This is a genomic window from Delftia sp. SD018 (assembly GCF_017355445.1).
GTDB lineage: Bacteria > Pseudomonadota > Gammaproteobacteria > Burkholderiales > Burkholderiaceae_C > Comamonas > Comamonas acidovorans.
Map to the genome: position 1 here is coordinate 524,230 of NZ_JADDRN010000001.1, position 18,845 is coordinate 543,074.

The 18,845-nt window shown below is 67.4% G+C and carries 17 protein-coding genes and 1 tRNA gene; 5 read left to right on the forward strand and 13 right to left on the reverse strand.

Annotated elements, in window-relative coordinates:
• Window positions 1-16 precede the first annotated feature (16 nt).
• Window positions 17-1,030, forward strand: coding sequence for a tripartite tricarboxylate transporter substrate binding protein (locus INR38_RS02385; RefSeq protein ID WP_207442143.1), 1,014 nt, complete (start codon window positions 17-19; stop codon window positions 1,028-1,030).
• Here INR38_RS02385 and INR38_RS02390 read toward each other — a convergent pair.
• From INR38_RS02390 to INR38_RS02415, 6 genes are all read right to left on the reverse strand, one after another.
• Window positions 1,017-2,492 carry an amidase gene (locus INR38_RS02390; protein WP_207442141.1) on the reverse strand — a complete coding sequence of 492 codons (1,476 nt, stop codon included), beginning with the start codon at window positions 2,490-2,492 and terminating at the stop codon, window positions 1,017-1,019. The two genes, INR38_RS02385 and INR38_RS02390, sit on opposite strands and share 14 nt — an antisense overlap.
• A gap of 100 nt (window positions 2,493-2,592) precedes the next feature.
• The gene (locus INR38_RS02395; RefSeq protein ID WP_013800854.1) at window positions 2,593-4,086 is read right to left on the reverse strand and encodes an ABC transporter substrate-binding protein; all 1,494 of its coding nucleotides are present in this window, start codon (window positions 4,084-4,086) and stop codon (window positions 2,593-2,595) included.
• A 129-nt stretch (window positions 4,087-4,215) separates the two neighbouring features.
• Window positions 4,216-5,073, reverse strand: coding sequence for an ATP-binding cassette domain-containing protein (locus INR38_RS02400; protein WP_123691058.1), 858 nt, complete (start codon window positions 5,071-5,073; stop codon window positions 4,216-4,218).
• A complete protein-coding gene (locus tag INR38_RS02405; protein WP_063328213.1) occupies window positions 5,070-6,122 on the reverse strand; it encodes an ABC transporter ATP-binding protein in 1,053 nt (350 codons plus the stop codon). Before INR38_RS02405 ends, INR38_RS02400 begins: the two co-directional genes overlap by 4 nt.
• A gap of 15 nt (window positions 6,123-6,137) precedes the next feature.
• A complete protein-coding gene (locus INR38_RS02410) occupies window positions 6,138-7,061 on the reverse strand; it encodes an ABC transporter permease (RefSeq protein WP_207442139.1) in 924 nt (307 codons plus the stop codon).
• Complete coding sequence (locus tag INR38_RS02415) at window positions 7,058-8,020, reverse strand: ABC transporter permease (RefSeq protein WP_099752818.1); 963 nt, start codon at window positions 8,018-8,020, stop codon at window positions 7,058-7,060. The genes INR38_RS02410 and INR38_RS02415 overlap by 4 nt, the downstream gene beginning before the upstream one ends.
• Window positions 8,021-8,328: 308 nt before the next feature.
• On the opposite strand from INR38_RS02415, the gene INR38_RS02420 reads away from it, so the two are divergent.
• The gene (locus INR38_RS02420) at window positions 8,329-8,592 is read left to right on the forward strand and encodes a YfhL family 4Fe-4S dicluster ferredoxin (protein WP_012207234.1); all 264 of its coding nucleotides are present in this window, start codon (window positions 8,329-8,331) and stop codon (window positions 8,590-8,592) included.
• A 4-nt stretch (window positions 8,593-8,596) separates the two neighbouring features.
• On the opposite strand, the gene pth is transcribed toward INR38_RS02420, so the two are convergent.
• The 7 genes from pth to INR38_RS02455 form a co-directional block, all read right to left on the reverse strand.
• On the reverse strand, window positions 8,597-9,220 hold the full coding sequence (gene pth, locus INR38_RS02425; RefSeq protein ID WP_207442137.1) for an aminoacyl-tRNA hydrolase: 624 nt from the start codon (window positions 9,218-9,220) through the stop codon (window positions 8,597-8,599).
• A 126-nt stretch (window positions 9,221-9,346) separates the two neighbouring features.
• On the reverse strand, window positions 9,347-9,976 hold the full coding sequence (locus tag INR38_RS02430; protein ID WP_013800859.1) for a 50S ribosomal protein L25/general stress protein Ctc: 630 nt from the start codon (window positions 9,974-9,976) through the stop codon (window positions 9,347-9,349).
• Window positions 9,977-10,149: 173 nt separating this feature from the next.
• Window positions 10,150-11,109 (reverse strand): ribose-phosphate pyrophosphokinase, encoded by a 960-nt coding sequence (locus INR38_RS02435; RefSeq protein ID WP_012207231.1) that lies wholly within the window; start codon window positions 11,107-11,109, stop codon window positions 10,150-10,152.
• A 44-nt stretch (window positions 11,110-11,153) separates the two neighbouring features.
• A tRNA-Gln gene (locus INR38_RS02440) sits at window positions 11,154-11,230 on the reverse strand.
• Window positions 11,231-11,259: 29 nt separating this feature from the next.
• On the reverse strand, window positions 11,260-12,123 hold the full coding sequence (gene ispE, locus INR38_RS02445; protein ID WP_096913894.1) for a 4-(cytidine 5'-diphospho)-2-C-methyl-D-erythritol kinase: 864 nt from the start codon (window positions 12,121-12,123) through the stop codon (window positions 11,260-11,262).
• 70 nt (window positions 12,124-12,193) lie between these two features.
• On the reverse strand, window positions 12,194-12,742 hold the full coding sequence (locus tag INR38_RS02450; protein ID WP_242698932.1) for an outer membrane lipoprotein LolB: 549 nt from the start codon (window positions 12,740-12,742) through the stop codon (window positions 12,194-12,196).
• On the reverse strand, window positions 12,739-14,526 hold the full coding sequence (locus INR38_RS02455; protein WP_170962004.1) for a tetratricopeptide repeat protein: 1,788 nt from the start codon (window positions 14,524-14,526) through the stop codon (window positions 12,739-12,741). The genes INR38_RS02450 and INR38_RS02455 overlap by 4 nt, the downstream gene beginning before the upstream one ends.
• A 61-nt stretch (window positions 14,527-14,587) precedes the next feature.
• Here INR38_RS02455 and mutM point away from each other — a divergent pair, with 61 nt between their 5' ends.
• The 3 genes from mutM (at window position 14,588) to mutY (ending at window position 18,827) form a co-directional block, all read left to right on the forward strand.
• Window positions 14,588-15,418 carry a bifunctional DNA-formamidopyrimidine glycosylase/DNA-(apurinic or apyrimidinic site) lyase gene (gene mutM / locus INR38_RS02460; RefSeq protein WP_207442135.1) on the forward strand — a complete coding sequence of 277 codons (831 nt, stop codon included), beginning with the start codon at window positions 14,588-14,590 and terminating at the stop codon, window positions 15,416-15,418.
• Window positions 15,419-15,754: 336 nt separating this feature from the next.
• Complete coding sequence (locus INR38_RS02465; RefSeq protein ID WP_013800863.1) at window positions 15,755-17,752, forward strand: dynamin family protein; 1,998 nt, start codon at window positions 15,755-15,757, stop codon at window positions 17,750-17,752.
• 4 nt (window positions 17,753-17,756) lie between these two features.
• Window positions 17,757-18,827 carry an A/G-specific adenine glycosylase gene (mutY, locus tag INR38_RS02470; protein WP_207442133.1) on the forward strand — a complete coding sequence of 357 codons (1,071 nt, stop codon included), beginning with the start codon at window positions 17,757-17,759 and terminating at the stop codon, window positions 18,825-18,827.
• Window positions 18,828-18,845 lie beyond the last annotated feature (18 nt).

Sequence of the window (18,845 nt, forward strand, 5' to 3'; positions counted from 1 at the left end):
GACAAGGAGACAAGCCATGGAATCGAGCCGACGCGGCTGCCTGCGGGCGGCGCTGGCATGCGCCGCCAGCGCCTCACTGGGTGCCGCCCTGGGAACGGCATCGCCGATCGCCTTTGCACAGCCGGCAGGCGGTGCCTATCCGTCCAAGCCGCTGCGCATGGTGATTCCCTACCCGGCAGGCGGCGGCACGGACATCATCGGCCGCATCATTGCCCAGCAACTGAGCCAGGCCTGGGGCCAGCCCGTGGTGGTGGAGAACCGGCCGGGCTCCAGCGGCATCATCGGCGGCGACGTGGTGGCTAAGTCGGCGCCCGATGGTTATACGCTGCTGCTGGGGATCACGGCCATGATCCAGTCGCCGGCGCTGTACGCAAAGATGCCTTATGACGTGCTCAGGGACTTTGCCCCCGTATCGCAGGTGGCCCTGTCCTCGGACCTGTTCGTGGTGCCGCGCGACGTGCCGGCCACGACGCTGCAGGAGTTCATCGCCCTGGTCAAGGCCCATCCGGGCAAGTACAGCAACGGCAACTACGGCAACGGCACCTCCTCGCACATGCATGGCGAACTGCTGCGTGCCAGGGCCGGGCTGGATCTGGCGCTGATTCCCTACAAGGGCGCGGCACCGCTGGTCAACGATGTGCTGGGCGGGCAGCTGTCGTCGGCTTTCATCGACGTGTCTTCGGCCAATGCGCACCTGAAGTCCGACAAGATCCGCATCCTGGCCATCACCGGCATGCAGCGCCATCCGGCGCTGCCCGATGTGCCCACCTTTGCCGAGCTGGGGCTGGCGGGCTTCGAGGCCAATGGCTGGTTCGCCACCTTCGTGGCGGCGGGAACGCCCCGGCCCATCGTGGACAAGCTCTCGGCCGAGGTGAGGCGCATCGTGGCCTCGCCCGAACTCAGCGGGCGCCTGGCGGCCATGGGGTTGCGTCCGGTGGGCGGCACGCCCGAGGAGCTGTCAGCGGCCATGGCGCGCGACTTGCCGCGCTGGGCGCGCATCGTCAAGGATGCGGGAATCAGGCTGGAGTAGCCGACGCTGCCCGTGCCTGTGCGCCGTCTTCGCTGTCGCCAGTGCTCTGGCCCGGCGGCAGGGGCTGTGGCCAGGCAGGCTGCGGCGGCCGCAACTGCTCCAGCACGCGGCTGAGCCGCAGCACGCCCAGGTCGTCAAAGCGGCGGCCCGCGATCTGCACGCCGATGGGCAACTGCCCGTCATGCCCGCAGGGCACGGACGCGGCGGGCTGCTCGGACATGTTGTAGGGCACGGTGAAGGCAATGTGCTCCAGCGGTCGCAGCGGGTCGTTGGTGGGGCTGGGCAGGTGGGCCGGGAAAGCCGTGATGGGCGCCACGGGCGACAGCACATAGTCGAAGGCCGCCGTGGCACGCACCGTGGCCACGCGCAGCAGGTGCGATTGCTGGCTGGCCACGAACAGCTGGGTGGCGGTGATGGACCCGGCACTGTCGGCCCAGTCGCGGATGAAGGGCAGGACCACGCGGCGCTGGGCGTCCGGCAGCGACTGCATTTCCACATGCGAGCGCATGCGCCAGAAATGGTCGAGGCCGTCGAGCATGTCGCGGGTGAGCCAGGGCTGGATGATCTCGATATGGGCGCCGGCCGATTCCAGCCAGGCCGCAGCCTGCTCCACCACGGCACGCACGCGGGGCTGCAGGGGCAGGCCGCAGCCGGCATCCAGCAGCAGGCCTATGCGCAGGCCGCGCACCTGGGCGGGGTCCATGTCGAAGCCGCTCCAGGCAATGTCCTGGTGCGGCAGGCCCATGCTGTCGCGCGCATCGGGCAGCGACAGCGCCTGCATCATCAGCGCGGCATCGGCCACGCTGCGCGTCATGGGGCCGGCGCAGCGGCCGGTATAGGGCGGGTCGATGGGCACGCGGCCCAGGCTGGGCTTGAGGCCGAAGATGCCACACCAGCTTGCGGGCAGGCGGATGGAGCCGCCAATGTCCGTGCCCACATGCAGCGGCCCGTAGCCGGCCGCCGCAGCGGCGCCCGCGCCTGCGCTGGAGCCGCCCGGCGTCTTGTCCAGATCCCAGGGGTTGAAGGTGTTGCCGTGCAGCGAGGACAAGCCCGAGGACAGCATGCCGTAGTCGGGCATGGTGGTCTTGGCGAAGAGGATGGCGCCCGCCTCGCGCAGGCGCGCAGCGGGCGGGGCATCCAGCGGGGCCGCGACCTGCGGCATGGCGGCCGTGCCCACGGGCGTGGGGTCGCCGCGCGTGGCGATGTTGTCCTTGACCGTGGCGGGAACGCCGTCGAGCAGGCCTGCCGGCTCGCCGCGCAGCCAGCGGGCCTCGCTGGCGCGTGCCTGGGCCAGTGCGGCCTCGGGGCGCAGCAGGTAGGTGGCGCCCAGGGCCGGCTCCCAGCGCTGCACATGGGCCAGCAGGTCTTGCATGACCTCGACGGGCGAGAGGCTGCGCTCCCGGTAGGCGCGCAGCAGCGCATGGGCGGGTAGGTCGTGCAGAGCCTGTGTCGTTCCAGTCATCGCGGCTTCCTTGAGGATGGCGGTTCCAGCGGCAGATCTGCCGCAGTGTGGCCCGGGGCCACCGGCGCACCTGTCGCCTGTGGCTCAGCCGGTGCGCGGCTCAGGTGGCCCAGGACAGTGCCGAGAGATCGTTGACGAAGATGGGCATGTCCTTCCACAGTCCGCGCAGGTTCTTGTTGGCCACGGTGACCCATTGCGGCGTGTAGAGGAAGGCGTGCACGCAATCCTGGGCCAGCAGGCGCTGGGCATCGCCCAGCAGGCGCGAGCGGTCGGCGGGGCGCGAGGCGTTCTTGATCTTGTCGTACAGCTCGTTGAACTGGGCGGACTCGTAGCCCCAGTAGTAGTCGGGCTTGGCGAAGTTGCCCAGGTCGAAGGGCTCGACATGGGAGATCAGCGTCAGGTCGTAGTTCTTGAGGGTGTAGGTGCCCGACAGCCACTGCGCCCATTCGACGTTCTGCAGCTTGGCGCGGATGCCGATCTTGGCCAGCTGCGCGGCAATCACCTCGCCGCCCTGGCGCGCGTAGGGCGTGGGTGGCAGGGTCATGGTCAGCTCCAGCGGAGTCTTGACGCCGGCCTCGGCCAGCAGCGCCTTGGCCTTTTCCACGTCGAAGGGGTTGATGCCCGTGGTGTCCACATAGCCAAAGGCCGTGGGCACGTAGTAGCTGCCGATGGGCAGGCCGTAGCCGTCGCCCGCGCCGTCGATCACGGCCTTGCGGTCGATGGCCGCGGCGATGGCGCGGCGCACGCGCGCGTCGCCCAGGGGCTTGCGTGCGTTGTTCATGGCCAGGATGGTCTTGGCGCGCGAGCCGCTGACCACGACCTGGAAGCGCCCGTTGGCCTTGAACTGGGCCACGCTGCGCGGCGTCACGCGTGGGAAGGCATCGACATCGCCAGCCAGCAGCGCAGCGACCTGGGCCGCAGGGTCCGAGATGAAGCGAAAGCTGGCGCGGCGAATGCGCAGGCCGGAGGCCATGCGGTGCTGCGGCCAGGCCGTGAGCGTGACCGAGGCGCCCTTGCTCCAGTTGCCCAACTGGTAGGGGCCCGTGCCCACGGGGCGCGTGGCGTTGGTGGCCGCGCTCTTGGGCTCGACGATGATGGAAGTCGCCTGGCCGAGCACGAAGAGGAAGTCGGGATCGATGTCCTTGTTGATCACGACCACGGTGTGGTCGTCCACCACGCGCGTGGACAGGGAGGCGAAGGTCCGCTTGTCCTTGTTGGTGCTCTTGTCGTCGCCCGCCCGGTCGAAGGAGTACTTCACGCTGTGGGCGTTGCAGGGCTCGCCGTTCTGAAAACTCACGCCCTTGCGCAGGCGGAAGGTGTAGGTCTTGAGGTCGGGCGAGACCTCCCAGCTCTCGGCCAGCAGCGGCGAGACGCTGCCGTCCGGGTTGATCTTGGTCAGCGTCTCGAACAGGTTGTAGAGCACGATCTCGCCGATGGACGATGCGGCCCCGGCCGTGGGGTCCAGCCCCGGGGGCTCCAGCGTCATCGCCAGCGTGATGCTGTCCTTGCGGCTCTGGGCCAGCGCAGGCCAGGGCATCAGCAGGGGCAGGCCGGCAGCAGCGGAGCTGGCCAGCAGGGAACGGCGGTTGAACATGAACAGGTCTCCGGAAATTCTTGCAGATGGTTCTCGGGCCGCTGTCTGCGGCCTGCAGCAGTGTTTTTACACCACGGCGCACGGGTGCGTGGCCCTGGGGGCCTGGTCCGCGCGGGCGGCCGTCAGCTTTCAGGCCCGGTGCTGCAGGGCGATGCGCGGCACGGCCCGGACCAGGGCCTGCGTATACGGGTGCTGCGGGGCGTGGAACAGCTGCTGCGGCGCTCCGCGCTCGACGATGCGGCCCTCGCTCAGCACGATGGCGTCGTCGCACAGGTGCTGGACCACGGCCAGGTCGTGGCTGATGAACAGATAGGACAGGCCCAGCTGCTGCTGCAGATCGTGCAGCAGGTTCAGCACCTGGGCCTGCACCGAGACGTCCAGCGCACTCACGGGCTCATCGGCCACGATTAGGCGGGGCCGTGTGATCAATGCCCGCGCAATTGCGATGCGCTGGCGCTGGCCGCCCGAGAACTCATGCGGGTACTTGTCCAGATCCTGCGCACGCAGGCCGACCTGTTCCAGCGTGGCGCGGGCCAGGTCGCGCCGGGCGCTGCGTTCGGGCGACGCAGGCTGGGCGGTCAGGGGCTCGCAGACGATGTGCTCCACCGTCATGCGCGGGTCCAGCGAGCCGTAGGGGTCCTGGAACACCATCTGGAAGTCGCGGCGTGCCGTCCGCAGTGCCTGGCGGTCCAACTTGTGCAGATCCTGGCCCAGCAGCCGCACGCTGCCGGCGCTGGGCGTGTCCAGCGCCATGACCAGGCGTGCCAGCGTGGACTTGCCTGAGCCCGACTCGCCCACCACGCCCAGGCTGCGCCCCGCCGGCAGCGTGAAATCCACGCCGCGCAGCGCATGCACCTGCTCCGGCGCGCGCCACAGCGACCGGCGCGGCAGCTGGTAGCTGCGGGCCAGGCCTGTCACTTGCAGCAGGGGTGCATCGGCGGCCGGTGGCGTCTGGACCGGTGGCGTCTGGAGGGGGGGGCCTGTCATGCGCATTCCTGTGCAGGCAGGCCCTGTGCAATGGCCTCGGGGCGCAGGCAGCGCACCACATGCGGCTGTGCCCAAGCCTGCAGGGATGCGGGCGTGGGCCGCTGCGGGCGCTCCAGTACCACGGGGCGCGGGCGCTCGCTGTGGCAGGCCGGCTCGGTGAAGCTGCAGCGGCCCGCGAAGGCGCAGCCGGCCGGCAGGTCCACCAGCTCGGGCACGGTGCCGGCAATGGTGGGCAGCCGGGCCGGCGGCAGGCTGCCTGGGGCGGACAGGTCCAGCTGGGGCCTGGCCGCGAACAGGCCGCGCGTATAGGGATGGGCGCGGCGCGCGAAGATGGCCTCGGTCATGCCGCTTTCGACCACGCTGCCGCCGTACATGACCAGCAACTGCTCCACGTTCTGCGCGATCACGCCCAGGTCGTGCGAGATCAGCAGCAGGGCCATGGAATGCTCGGCCACCAGTTCCTGCAGCAGGTCCAGGATTTGCTGCTGAACGGTCACGTCCAGCGCCGTCGTGGGTTCGTCGGCAATCAGCAGGTCGGGCCCGCAGGCCAGGGCCATGGCGATGGTGATGCGCTGGCGCTGGCCGCCCGAGAACTGGTGCGGATAGTCGTCATAGCGCTGGGCCGCACGGGCAATGCCCACGCGCTCCAGCAGCGCCACCGCATGCGCGCGCGCGGCCTGGCGGCCCAGGCGCAGGTGATGGCGCAGCGGCTCGGCCACCTGGCGGCCGATGCCGTGCACGGGGTTCAATGCCGTCATAGGCTCCTGGAACACCATGGCCATGCGGTTGCCACGCAGGCGGCAAAGCGCGTTCTCGTCCATGTCCAGCAGCTCCTTGCCGTTGAGCTGGATGCTGCCGTCCACCTGCGCATGTTCGGGCAGCAGGCCCATCAGCGCCAGGGCGGTCAGCGACTTGCCGCAGCCCGACTCGCCGATCAGGCCCAGCGTGGCGCCGCGCTCCAGGATGAACTCCAGGTTCTGCACGGCGCGCGCGCGGCCGCGCGGGGTCTGCAAGGTGATGGTGAGGCCGGAGACTTCGAGCAGGGGCATGGGCGCGTGCCTTCCTCAGCGCTGGCGCGACAGGCGCGGGTCGAGCAGATCGCGCAGCCCGTCGCCCAGCAGGTTGAGCCCGAGCACCGACAGCGCAATGGCCAGGCCCGGCCACACGGCCAGCAGCGGTGCCTGGAACATGAGGGTCTGCGCCTCGCTGAGCATGCGGCCCCAGGAGGCCTGGGGCGGCTGCGTGCCCAGGCCCAGATAGGACAGGGCGGCCTCGGCCAGAATGGCCAGCGCGAACTGGATGGTGGCCTGCACCACCAGCACCGGCAGGATGTTGGGCAGCACATGGCGCCAAGTGATGCTGGCGCGGCCATGGCCGCAGGCGCGTGCGGCGAGCACGTATTCGCGTGCCCACACGGCCTTGGCCGATGCCCGCGTGATGCGCGCGAAGGTGGGAATGTTGAAGATGCCGATGGCAATGATGGCGTTGACGATGCCCGCGCCGAACACGGCCGTGAGCATGATGGCCGACAGCAGCGCGGGAAAGGCAAAGCTGAAATCGGCCAGCCGCATGATGGCCTCTTCCACCCAGCCTCTGCAGGCTGCCGCGACCAGGCCCAGCGCCACGCCCATCGACAGCCCGATGCCCACGGCAATGACGCCGACCAGGATGGAGCTGCGCGCGCCCAGGAACAGCAGCGAGGCCACGTCCCGCCCATAGGCGTCGGTGCCCAGCCAGTGCAGGGCGCCCGGTGCAGCCAGCTTGGCGTCCATGTCCATGTCGTAGGCAGAGCCCGGCGTCCACCAGAAAGACAGCAGGGCCGTGAGCAGCAGCAGCGCGGTCAGCACCGCTCCCAGCAGGAAGCTGCGGTGGCCCAGCATGCGCCGGCCCGCTCCGGCGGGCGCGCCCAGGGTGACGGCCCGCGTGGGCCGGTGGCCCGCTGGCGAGGCGGAGGGCGGGGGCGAAGGAGGGCTGTGCGGCTGGCTCATACGTCGCTGGCTTCGATGCGCGGATCAATGGCCGCGTACAGCACGTCCACGATGAAGTTGATGACCACCACCATGGCCGCCAGCAGCAGCACGCAGTTGCGCACCACGATCAGGTCGCGGTTGGCGATGGACTGGAAGATCAGCCGGCCCAGGCCCGGCAGGTAGAACACGTTTTCCACCACGATGGTGCCTGCCAGCAGCTGGGCGAACTGCAGGCCCATGACCGTGAGCACGGGAATCATGGCGTTGCGCAGCACATGGCCCCAGAGCACGGCACGGCGCGACAGGCCTTTGGCGCGGGCCGTGCGCACGAAGTCCTCGCGCAGCACCTCCAGCACGGCCGAGCGCGTGATGCGCGCCAGGATGGCCGCCTGCACCACGGCCAGCGAGATGGCCGGCAGCAACAGCGCCTGCAGTGCCTGCAGCGGGCCGCCGCCGTCGGCCTCGCTCCAGCCGGGAAAGCCGCCGGCGGAAAACCATTGCAGCTTCACCGAGAACACCAGGATCAGCAGGATGGCAAACCAGAAATTGGGGATGGCGATGCCGACCTGTGCCAGGCCCATGACGCCCAGGTCGCCCCAGCGGTTGTGGCGCGATGCGGCATAGATGCCGGCGGCCAGTGCCAGCACGGTCGTGATGAGCATGGCCATCACGGCCAGCGGCACGGTGACGGCCAGCCGCTCCAGCACCAGCTCGCTGACCGGCGTGCTGTAGGCGTAGCTCAGTCCCATGTCGCCGTGCAGCAGCCCCTGCAGCCACTGCAGGTAGCGCTGCCAGGCCGGCTGGTCCAGCCCCAGTTGCACGGCCAGCGCCTGCACCGCCTCGGGCGCGGCATCGGGGCCCATCAGCGTCTGGGCGGCATTGCCGGGCAGCACTTCCAGCACGCCGAAAACCACGGCCGATGCGCCCAGCAGCGTGGCTGCCAGCATCAGCAGGCGCTTGAGCAGAAAGATGCTCATGGGCAATCGGCCTCGGCAGGGTGGGTGGCGGTCACGTCGGCGGAGTGGGTGGGTTGTTCTTGGAAGGGCCCGAATGGTACTGCGCACGGCCCATGCGCGCAGCATAGCGGCCTTTGAAGCGGCAGGGCCCCGATGGACGGGGACGCGGCCATCGATTTCAGGGCGCCGGGCTTGCCCGTGCAGGCTCCATGCTTATGTGGCGGACAGGATAATGGCGGCATGACTGATGCCACCTTGCTGCAAGGCCCCTTCGGGGCGCATGGGCCCGCCTGGCCCGGAGCGTGGCTGGCACTTGCGAGGGACCTGCCATGGCTTTGATGATCACCGACGAATGCATCAACTGCGATGTCTGCGAGCCCGAGTGCCCGAACGATGCGATCTCCATGGGCGAGGAGTACTACGAGATCGAGCACAGCAAGTGCACGGAGTGCGTGGGCCATTTCGATGAGCCCCAGTGCGTGCAGATCTGCCCGGTGGCCTGCATTCCCGTGAATCCCGCCCATGTGGAAGACCGCGAGACGCTGATGCAGAAGTACCTGCGTCTGCAGTCCCAGGCTCCCGCTTCTTCCTGAACGTTCAGCCCTTGTCGCTCTCGGCCGTGGCCGGGCGTGCGGGCTTGGGGCGCGGCGGCTTGGTGGTGTGGATCAGCAGGGTTGCCTTGTCCATGTTGCCGGCCTGCAGTTCGGGCCAGGCCTTGAGGGAGTGGGCGATGCTGTCCTCGATCAGCTGGCGCTGGTCGGGTGCGGGCTTCTTGAGCACCCAGTTGGCGACTTCGGCCTTGTGGCCCGGATGGCCTATGCCGATGCGCAGCCGCCAGTAGTCGGCCGAGCCCAGCTGGGCATGGATATCGCGCAGGCCGTTGTGGCCACCGTGGCTGCCGCCGCGCTTGAGCTTGACCTGGCCGGGCTCGAAGTCCAGTTCGTCATGGACCACCAGGACTTCCTCGGGCTGGATCTTGAAGAAGCGCGTCAGCGCGCCCACCGACTTGCCCGACAGGTTCATGAAGGTCTGCGGCTGCAGCAGCCAGACGTTCTCGCCGCGCACGCTGGCACGGGCCATGAGGCCGAAGTAGCTGCGTTCGGGCACCAGATGGACCTTGAGTTCGCGCGCCAGCGCATCAATCCACCAAAAGCCCGCGTTGTGGCGGGTGTCCTCATACTCCGGCCCGGGGTTGCCCAGGCCGACAAACAATTTGATCATCGGGCGATTATCTCCATGGCGGCCGCAGCAGGCGGGTGAGGGTGCTCCCCCATGCAAAAGGCCCACGCGAGGTGGGCCTTTTGCAGGTTTGCGGCAGCCGGGGCCACCGCAAGGGAAAGCCAAGAATTACTTCTTGCCCTTCTTGGCCGGAGCGGCAGGGGCTGCCACGGGAGCTGCCGATGCATCAGGAGCCACTTCGGGCAGCTTGATGGAGATCAGGGCGGGGTTCTTGTTGGAACCGCGCACCACGGCCTTCACGCCGTTGGGCAGCTTGACGCCTTGCAGGCCCAGGGTGGACTTGGAAGTCAGGCCGCTCAGGTCCACGGTGATGAACTCGGGCAGTTGGGCGGGCATGCACACCACGTCCAGTTCATGGACCAGGGGAGTGATCGTGCAGTTCTCGACCTTGACGGCCTGGGACTGTTCCATGCCTTCGAAGTGCAGAGGCACCTTCAGGTGAACCTTGGTCTTGTCGTCAACGCGCTGGAAGTCCACGTGCAGGATGAGCTGCTTGTAGGGGTGGAATTGCACGTCGCGCAGCACGACCTTGGAGGTCTGGCCGTTGACTTCCATGTCCAGGATGCTGGAGTGGAACACTTCCTTCTTCAGGGCGTGCCACAGGGCGTTGTGATCGATTTCGATCAGTTGGGCTTCGGCAGCACCGCCGTAGACGATGCCAGGGGCCTTGCCCGAATTGCGCAGACGGCGGCTCGCACCCGTACCTTGCTTGGCGCGCTCAAAAGCGACGAATTGCATAACTAACTCCTAGATGGATGGACCGCGACCAGCCTCATCCGTTGATAAAAGAACGCCTGTCCGATGCGGACCAGGCTGCTCTTGCGGTGTCCCGGGGTGGTCCTGAAACCACTCCGGAACGCGCAAACCTCCCGAAGGAGGTTTGCTGGGTTCCGACCACAGGGGCCGATATTTTATTCAGAGAACAGGCTCAGCACCGAATCACCGGTGGAAATCCGCTGGATCGTCTGGGCAATCAGGGGTGCCACGGACAGTTGGCGGATCTTGCCGCAGGCCTGTGCCTCGGCGCTCAGGGGGATGGTGTTGGTCACCACGACCTCGTCCAGGGCGTTGCCATTGCCGATGCGCTCGATGGCCGGACCCGAGAAGATCGGGTGCGTGCAGTAGGCATAGACACTCTTGGCGCCGCGCTGCTTGAGCACTTCGGCCGCCTTCACCAGCGTGCCGGCGGTGTCGATCATGTCATCCATGATCACGCAGTTGCGGCCGTCGATATCGCCGATGACATGCATGACTTCGGAGACATTCGCCTTGGGGCGGCGCTTGTCGATGATGGCCAGGTCGCAGCCGAGCTGCTTGGCCAGCGCACGTGCGCGGACCACGCCGCCGACGTCAGGGGAGACGACGATCAGGTCTTCGTAGTTCTTCTGGCGCAGATCGCCCAGCAGCACCGGCGTGGCATAGATGTTGTCCACGGGGATGTCGAAGAAGCCCTGGATCTGGTCTGCGTGCAGGTCCATGGTCAGGACGCGCTCGACGCCCACGGCCTGCAGCATGTTGGCCACGACCTTGGCCGTGATCGGCACGCGGGTGGAGCGCGGGCGGCGGTCCTGGCGGGCGTAGCCGAAGTAGGGAATCACCGCGCAGATGCGCTCGGCCGATGCACGCTTGAGCGCGTCCACCATGACCAGCAGTTCCATCAGGTTGTCGTTGGTCGGTGCGCAGGTGGATTGCACGACGAAGACGTCGCGCGTACGCACGTTCTGCTTGATCTCGACGGCGACTTCTCCATCGGAGAAGCGACCCACGTCGGCTGCGCCCAGCGTGGTGCCGAGGTGCTGAACGATTTCAGTGGCCATGCCAGGATTGGCATTGCCGGTGAAGACCATGATGTCAGGATGATGTGAATGCATTGAGCGCCCCAGTACGATGGGTTTGCCTTGACGCGAAAGACGTTTGGCAGGGGAGGAAGGACTCGAACCCTCGCATGCCGGAATCAAAATCCGGTGCCTTTACCAACTTGGCGACTCCCCTACACAGGCCTTCTGCCGCAGGCAGACAGCCTATAAACTTTCATCTTTCAGCCAATCCTTGAGGGGATGGGCCTGCAGATTGCTGCAAACTCTGACATTCCAGGCGCCAGGGGCATCCTTTAAGTCAATCGTTTGCGTCAGTGGTGCAAATACTGCACTTCCTGAGCCCGTCATTCTAGCATGCAGTTTTAGTGAGTTTAGCCAATCGATGGCTTTTTTCACTTCAGGCTGCAGCCTTTCGGCGACAGGCTGCAAGTCGTTTTGGCCAAAGCCATAGTGATCTGCAGCAAAGTCTTCGATTGTAGCATGGGCATGATCGCGCTTGAGGGTTGCGTCGCGGAAGATGGACAGGGTCTCCAGCCCCGCCTCGGGCTTGACCACCACGAACCGCTGGGGCGGCAGGGCATTGGCCTGTTCCAGCGGCGTGATGTGCTCGCCTATGCCTTCCACCCAGGCGGAGTTGCCGCACAGAAAGAAGGGCACATCGGCGCCCAGGTCCAGTGCAATGCGCTGCAGCTCGCGCCGCGTCAGGTTCAACTGCCAAAGGCGGTTCAGTGCGATAAGGGTCGATGCCGCATCCGACGAACCCCCGCCCATCCCCGCCTGCGCCGGCAGGCGCTTTTCCACGCCGATGTGCACGCCCGCGCTGCAGCCGGTCGCCTGCTGCAGGGCCCGTGCGGCCCGCACGATGAGATCGTCGGCAGGAAGTGCCATGCCCGACAGGTCCTCGCGGCTGATCTGGCCGTCGCCACGCCTGTCGAAATGCAGCGTGTCATGCCAGTCCAGCAGCATGAAGACCGATTGCAGCAGGTGATAGCCATCGGCGCGGCGGCCGGTGATGTGGAGGAACAGGTTGAGCTTGGCCGGAGCCGGCACGTCGTGGAGCGAGCGCATGGGCTGGAGAGGATGAGGAAAAAGAGGCAGGGGCGGCAGGTGGGGATGGAGCAGGCGCGCCCGGCGGAAATCAGGGCGTGTCGAGCACGATGCGCAGCACGGCCGGCGGCTGTGGGTCATTGCGCCGGGCGGACAGGCGGCCCTGCTCCATGCGGGAGAGGTCGACCTGCCAGCCTGCGGCTGCGGTGGCCCGGCCCTGCAGCCAGTCGAACAGGGCGGCAATGGGCAGATCGCTGCCGGTCAGCTCCTGCACCAGTGCGGGCAGCGAGTCCGAGGTCTTGCGCTCCTCGCCTTGCTGCAGGCTTGCCTGACCCGGCTCCCAGAGCAGGCGCGCCAGTGTCGAGCCCAGGGGCGTGAACAGCAGCAGCTCGCCGCGCTGGGGGGTGCCCAGCAGCTCGAAGCCTGCGCTGAAGGATTGGTTTTGCGCATCTTCCACCTGCAGCGCCAGCCGGCCCGCCCAGTGGCCTGCAGCGGTGGGGGCGGTTGCGTCGGCCTGCAGCTGGCGGGGTGGCAGGGCGCAGCCGGCCAGGGCCAGCAGTGCGGCGGCGGCCGCCGTGGCGCACAGCTGCCGGCGTGCAAGGGCGGGATGCGGCAACCCGGGCACGGCGCGGTAGCTCAAAGCGAGACGCCCAGGCGGCGCAGGGTTTCGCGCAGGGTCGTGTTGTCGGGACTGGTGGCCAGGCCCTGGCGCCAGATCTTCTGCGCGCGTTCGCGATCACCCTTGGCCCAGAGCACTTCGCCCAGGTGTGCGGCGATCTCCACGTCGGGGCGTGATGCGTAGGCGCTTTCGAGCAGCCTGAGGGCTTCGTCCAGGTCGCCCCGGCGGAATTTCACCCAGGCAAGGCTGTCGGTGATGAAGGGGTCGCCAGGCGACATTTCCAGCGCCTTGCCGACGAGCTTTTCGGCTTCATCCAGATGGATGCCGCGTTCGGCGAAGGAGTAGCCCAGCGCGTTGTAGGCGTGCTGGAAATCGGGCTGGCGCGCGATGATGCCGCGCAGCAGCCGCTCCATTTCGTCATGCTTGCCAATGCGCTCCGCCAGCAGGGCGGTGTCATAGGCGAGCTCGGCGTCTTCAGGGTCCTGCTTTTGCAACTCGGCCTGCAGCGCGTAGGCCTGGGCATTCTGATTGGCATCGCGCAGCAGCTGCACTTCGGCCAGGCGCTTGAGTCGCTGCTGGCTGGGGCCGCTGGCGGGCACGGCCTCGATGAGGGCGCGGGCTTCCTTGAGCTTGCCCTGGCGCGCGAGCAGGGCGGCACGGCGCGCCTGCACGCTCAGCAGGTTGGGCGCGTCGTCGATGCGGCGCAGCAGGGCGTCGGCCTCGGCGAACTTGCCCTGCTTTTCTGCAATCTGGGACTGCAGCAGGTAGTACTGGGACTGGGCCGCACTGCGCGCCACACCGGCGGGAATCTGCGGCACGAGCTTGCCGAAGCGCTCGGTGGACGCCTGGGCTGCATCCACGTCGTTGGACTGCAGCTGCAGCGCGGCCAGGGTGGCCCAGGCTTCGGCGTAGTCGGGGGAATCCACGGTGATGGAGACCAGCTGCTGGCGGGCCTCGTCCATGCGCTGCTGGCCCAGCAGAACGCGGGCATAGGCCATGCGCATCTGGGCTGAAGGGTTCTTGGCCAGGTAGCGTTTGACGATGGGCTCCGCCTCAGGCATGCCGGCTTCCAGCAGCTCCATGGACAGCAGGGCCACGGGGCCGGTATCGGGTGTCAGCGCCTGTGCCTTTTGCACGGCCTGCATGGCGGCAGCCTTCTGCCCGGCGCCCAGGCGCATGTGGCCGATGGTTGCCCAGGCCAGGGGGCCGCTGGCGGGGTTGTCGGTCTCGCCAGCCATGGCCTGCTCGACCACATCGGCCGCCAGGGCCTTGTCGCTGGCGTTGTTGTAGAGCTGGGTGATGCCCAGGTAGGTGGCGGGCTTGGAGGGCGCGGGCGTGGCCTCGATCTCCCGCTTGAGATAGCTGCCGGTATCGGCGATGCGGTTCAGTGCCACCAGGATCTGGAGCACGAAGCGGTTGGCGTCGCGGGACTGGGGAAAGGCGTCCAGCCAGGCGCGGGCATTGGCCAGTGCGCGCTCGCCGGAGCGCGACTGCAGCGCCAGCTCGGTGCCACGCCGGTACAGCTGCTCGCTGCCGCTGGTGCGAGCGGCCTCCATCATCATGGCCTGGGCGTCGCCCAGCGCACCTTCGCTGGCGGCGATCTCGCCGACCAGGATCTCGTAGAACAGCTCGGCGTTGAGGGCGGCGCGATCGTCCTCCGCAGAGGCGGCGGCGGACGAGGGAGGTTCGGGGGATTCCGTCTCGATGGTGGCTGCGGTCTTGCCCGGGAGTGCCCAGGCAGTGGCGGAACCCATGGCCAGGGCTGCTGCCACGGCAAGTCCCTGAAGGCGAAGGCGATGATCCATCGAACCATAATAATCGAAGCCCAGACCACATTTCGCACAACTAAAGCACAACCCGGATCGCATGCCTGAATTGCCAGAAGTAGAAGTCACGCGGCGCGCTTTTGCCGCGCAGATCGCCGGAGCGCGCATTGAATCCGTGGCCTTGGGCAAGCCTTTGCGCTGGCCGTTGGGCATTGCCCCCGAGCTGCTGGCCGGGCGCGATGTGCACGGCGTGCGCCGGCGCGGCAAGTATCTGCTGATGGAGCTGAGCGAGGGCCTGCTGATGCTGCACCTGGGCATGTCGGGCAGTCTGCGTTTCGTGGCCCCTCATGAAGAACCGCTGGGGCCAGCAGGGACGCATGACCATTTCGACCTGCAGACCAGCAAGGGCCTGCTGCGGCTGCACGATCCGCGGCGCTTTGGTGCGGTGATGTATGTGGCGGCCGAGAGCGATCCCTGGGCGCGCAGGCTGCTGGACCATCTGGGGATGGAGCCGCTGGATGACAGCTTCTCGTTCGAGACCTTCCGGGCCGGCCTGAAGGCCAGCCGCACGCCCATCAAGCAATTGCTGCTGAACGGCAGCGTGGTCGTGGGCGTGGGCAATATCTATGCGTCCGAGGTGCTGTTCATGGCGCGCATCGCGCCCACGCAGCCGGCCTGCGAGGTCGGGCCGCGCAAGGTGCGCCGGTTGTTCGAGGAGATCCGACGCGTGCTGGCCGTGGCGGTGGAGCAGGGCGGCACGACGCTGCGCGATTTCTCCGCGCCCGACGGCATGGCCGGCCACTTCCAGCTGCAGGCCAAGGTCTATGGCCGCGAAGGCCTGCCCTGTACGCATTGCGGCTCGCCCGTGCAAATGCTGCGCCAGGGGCAGCGCAGCACCTACTTCTGCGCGCGGTGCCAGAAGGCGGGATGATTGCTTCAAAAAATGGAGCGAATTCTCAACGTCTCGTAACGCATGTTGCGGCTACATTGCGGCAGGCCCCGCGAAGCATTTGCAGAAAACGCCTGTTTCTGTAAATTTCATGCACCAACCGCTGCAGATTGATGGTGAAATATTGTTTCATTTGTAAATAAACGATATTTTGTCCTTAATCCCCCCGCTCCAGGGGCCGGCCTTGGGGCGCCGCAGCAGGCAAAACGGGGCGACGGTGCTATATTTTGAAGAGAACAGGCATCACGCTTGCGGCGCAATGTCGAGGCGATCACTAGGCATCGGCAGACATTGGCGATGCAATGGCGGGGGAAACACGTGGGACCATCATTCAACGAGCAATTCGACCAGCACGGCGCATGGCGCCGCGGCTTTGCGCAGCAATTGCATGCGCTGCGCGAATGGCTGCAGTCCCAGGAGCTGCTGGATGTCGCGGTGCAGGAGCGGCTGCAGCGGCTGGAAGCCCAGGTGCGTGGCGACAAGGTCATGGTGGCCTTCGTGGCCGAGTTCTCGCGTGGCAAGTCCGAGCTGATCAATGCGGTCTTCTTCGCCCACTATGGCCGCCGCCTCATGCCTGCCAGCGCAGGGCGCACGACCATGTGCCCCGCCGAGCTGGGTTGGGAAGCAGAGCTGCAGCCCAGCCTGCGCCTGTTGCCCATCGATACGCGCGAATCGCTGGAAAGCCTGGGCCAGTGGCGCGCCCGTCCCGAGGCCTGGCTGCAACTGCCGCTCGACGTGAACAATGCCCAGCAGATCGCCGACACGCTGGCCAAGGTGGCCGAAGTGCGCAAGGTTTCCGTGGAACTGGCGCGGACCTGGGGTTTCTGGCATGACGAGGACCAGGGCGGCAATCCCTTCGTGGATGAGCAGGGCCTGGTGGAGGTGCCCATGTGGCGCCATGCGCTGATCAACATGCCCCATCCCCTGCTCAAGCAGGGGCTGGTGATTCTGGATACGCCCGGCCTGAATGCCGTGGGCGCCGAGCCCGAGCTGACCGTCAACCTGATCCCCCAGGCCCATGCCGTGGTCTTCGTTCTGGCGGCCGATACCGGCGTGACCAAGTCCGATCTGGCCATCTGGCGCGACCATGTGCTGCCGCCCGATGTGGCTTCGGGCCAGCATGCACTGGCCGACTCCCGCCTCGTGGTGCTCAACAAGATAGACACGCTCTGGGACAGCCTGAGTTCCGCGTCGCAGGTGCAGGCCCAACTGCAGCGCCAGCGCCAGGAGTCGGCACAGATGCTGGGCCTGCCCATGGAGCGGGTGCTTCCCGTGTCGGCGCAAAAGGGTCTGGTGGCCAAGGTCTCCAGCAACGATGCGCTGCTGCAGGCCAGCGGACTGCCCGTTTTCGAGAACATGCTGGCCGAGGGCATCATGGGCCAGCGCCAGAAGGTGCTGCAGACGGCCGTCAGGGCCAATGTGCAGCAGTTGCAGGTCGAGGTGGAGCGCGTGCTCAACATCCGCCGCCGCGACCTGGACGACCAGATGGCCGAGCTGCGCAGCCTGCGCGGCAAGAATGCCAGCGTCATCGCCTCCATGCGCCACCGCATCGAGAGCGAGCAGCAGGATTTCGATGCCAGCGCTGCCAGGATCCAGGCCGTGCGGCTGGTGCACATGCGCATGCTGCGCGACATCTTCCGCCAGCTGGGCTCCAGCGCGCTCAAGCAGGAGCTGGTTGATCTCAAGGATGCGCTGGAGCAGCGCGGCCTGAAGCTGGGCGCCCGCAAGGTCTATGCCGAAACCTTCGAGCGCCTGCGCACCGTGGCGACCCGGGCCCAGGCGCAGGCCGGAGAGATCCAGTCCATGCTGGGCGCGACCTTCAAGGAACTCAATGCCGAGTTCGGCTTCTCGCTGCAGGCTCCGGCCCAGCTGGAACTGGCCGAGTTCGGCGGCGACCTGCAGCGCATCGAGGCCAGCTATACCCAGTACCTGGGCCTGGGCCACGCGCTCAGGCGCAGCAATCCTGCGTTTGCGCAGCGCCTGATCAAGGCGCTGGCGATGCGGTTGCGCACGGTGTTCGAGTCTGCGGCCAACGACGTGGACATGTGGAGCAAATCCGCCACAGCCCAGCTCGATGCCCAATTGAAGGAGCGCAAGCGCAGCTTTGCCCGCCGCATCGAAGCGGTGGACCGCATACAGAATGCGGCCTCGGGCCTGGTGGAACGCATCGCCGAGATCGAGACCGCCGACGAACAGCTCACGGCCTTGCAGCTGCAGCTGGGGCAGGCCACCATGGAACTGCTGCAACCCCTGTCGCCCACGCCTGCCTTCCCCGGCCTGGCAAAGGCTGCACAGGAAACCTCACTGACTGCTTGATATCTTGACCTTTCCCTCGATTGCCACGCCCGTCGTGCAGTGGCAGGCGTCGCATGGACGCAATCACCTGCCCTGGCAGCAGACGCGCGATCCCTACCGCGTCTGGCTCTCCGAAATCATGCTGCAGCAGACCCAGGTGAGTACCGTGCTGGGCTACTACCAGCGCTTTCTCGATGCCTTCCCCGATGTCGCCAGCCTGGCGGCCGCACCGCAGGACGCGGTGCTGGCGCTGTGGAGCGGCCTGGGCTACTACAGCCGCGCGCGCAACCTGCACCGCTGTGCCCAGGCCGTGGTCGAGGACTGGGGTGGTGCCTTTCCCGGCAGGGCCGAGGATCTGGCCACGCTGCCCGGCATAGGCCGGTCCACGGCGGGCGCCATCGCCTCCTTTTGCTTTTCCGAGCGTGTGCCCATCCTCGATGCCAACGTGCGGCGCGTGCTCACGCGCGTGCTGGCTTTCGATGCCGATCTGGCTGTTGCCAGGAACGAGCGCGAACTGTGGGACCTGGCCGAGCAGCTGTGCCCCACCGAGGACCTGCAGCAGGCCATGCCCCGCTATACCCAGGGCCTGATGGACCTGGGTGCCACCATCTGCACGCCGCGCAAGCCCAGTTGCCTGGTCTGTCCGCTGCAGCCGCAGTGCCGCGCGGCGCGCTTTGGCAATCCCGAAAACTATCCCGTGCGAACGCGCAAGCTCAAGCGCAGTTCCGAGGCCTGGTGGCTGCTGATCGCCGTGGACGCGCAAGGCCGCGTCTGGCTGGAGCGCCGTCCTCAGCAGGGCATATGGGCAGGGCTTTATGCGCCGCCCGTGTTCAACGGGCGCGAGGCGCTGGAGCAGGCGGCGGCACAGCATTGGCCGGGAACGGCGCCCCTGGACTGGACCGATCTGCCTGCCTTCCTGCATGTGCTCACCCACCGCGATCTGCACCTGCATCCGGTGCGCGTGCGCGTGCAGGGCGGCGGCCTCGATGCCGCCACGCCGGACGGCCAGGGCTGCTGGGCCGATGCCGGAGCCTGGGCCGACATGGGCCTGCCAGCCCCGGTACGCAAGCTGCTGGATGCGCAATTTGCGGGCTGAGGCCACGGCCGGTCCGGC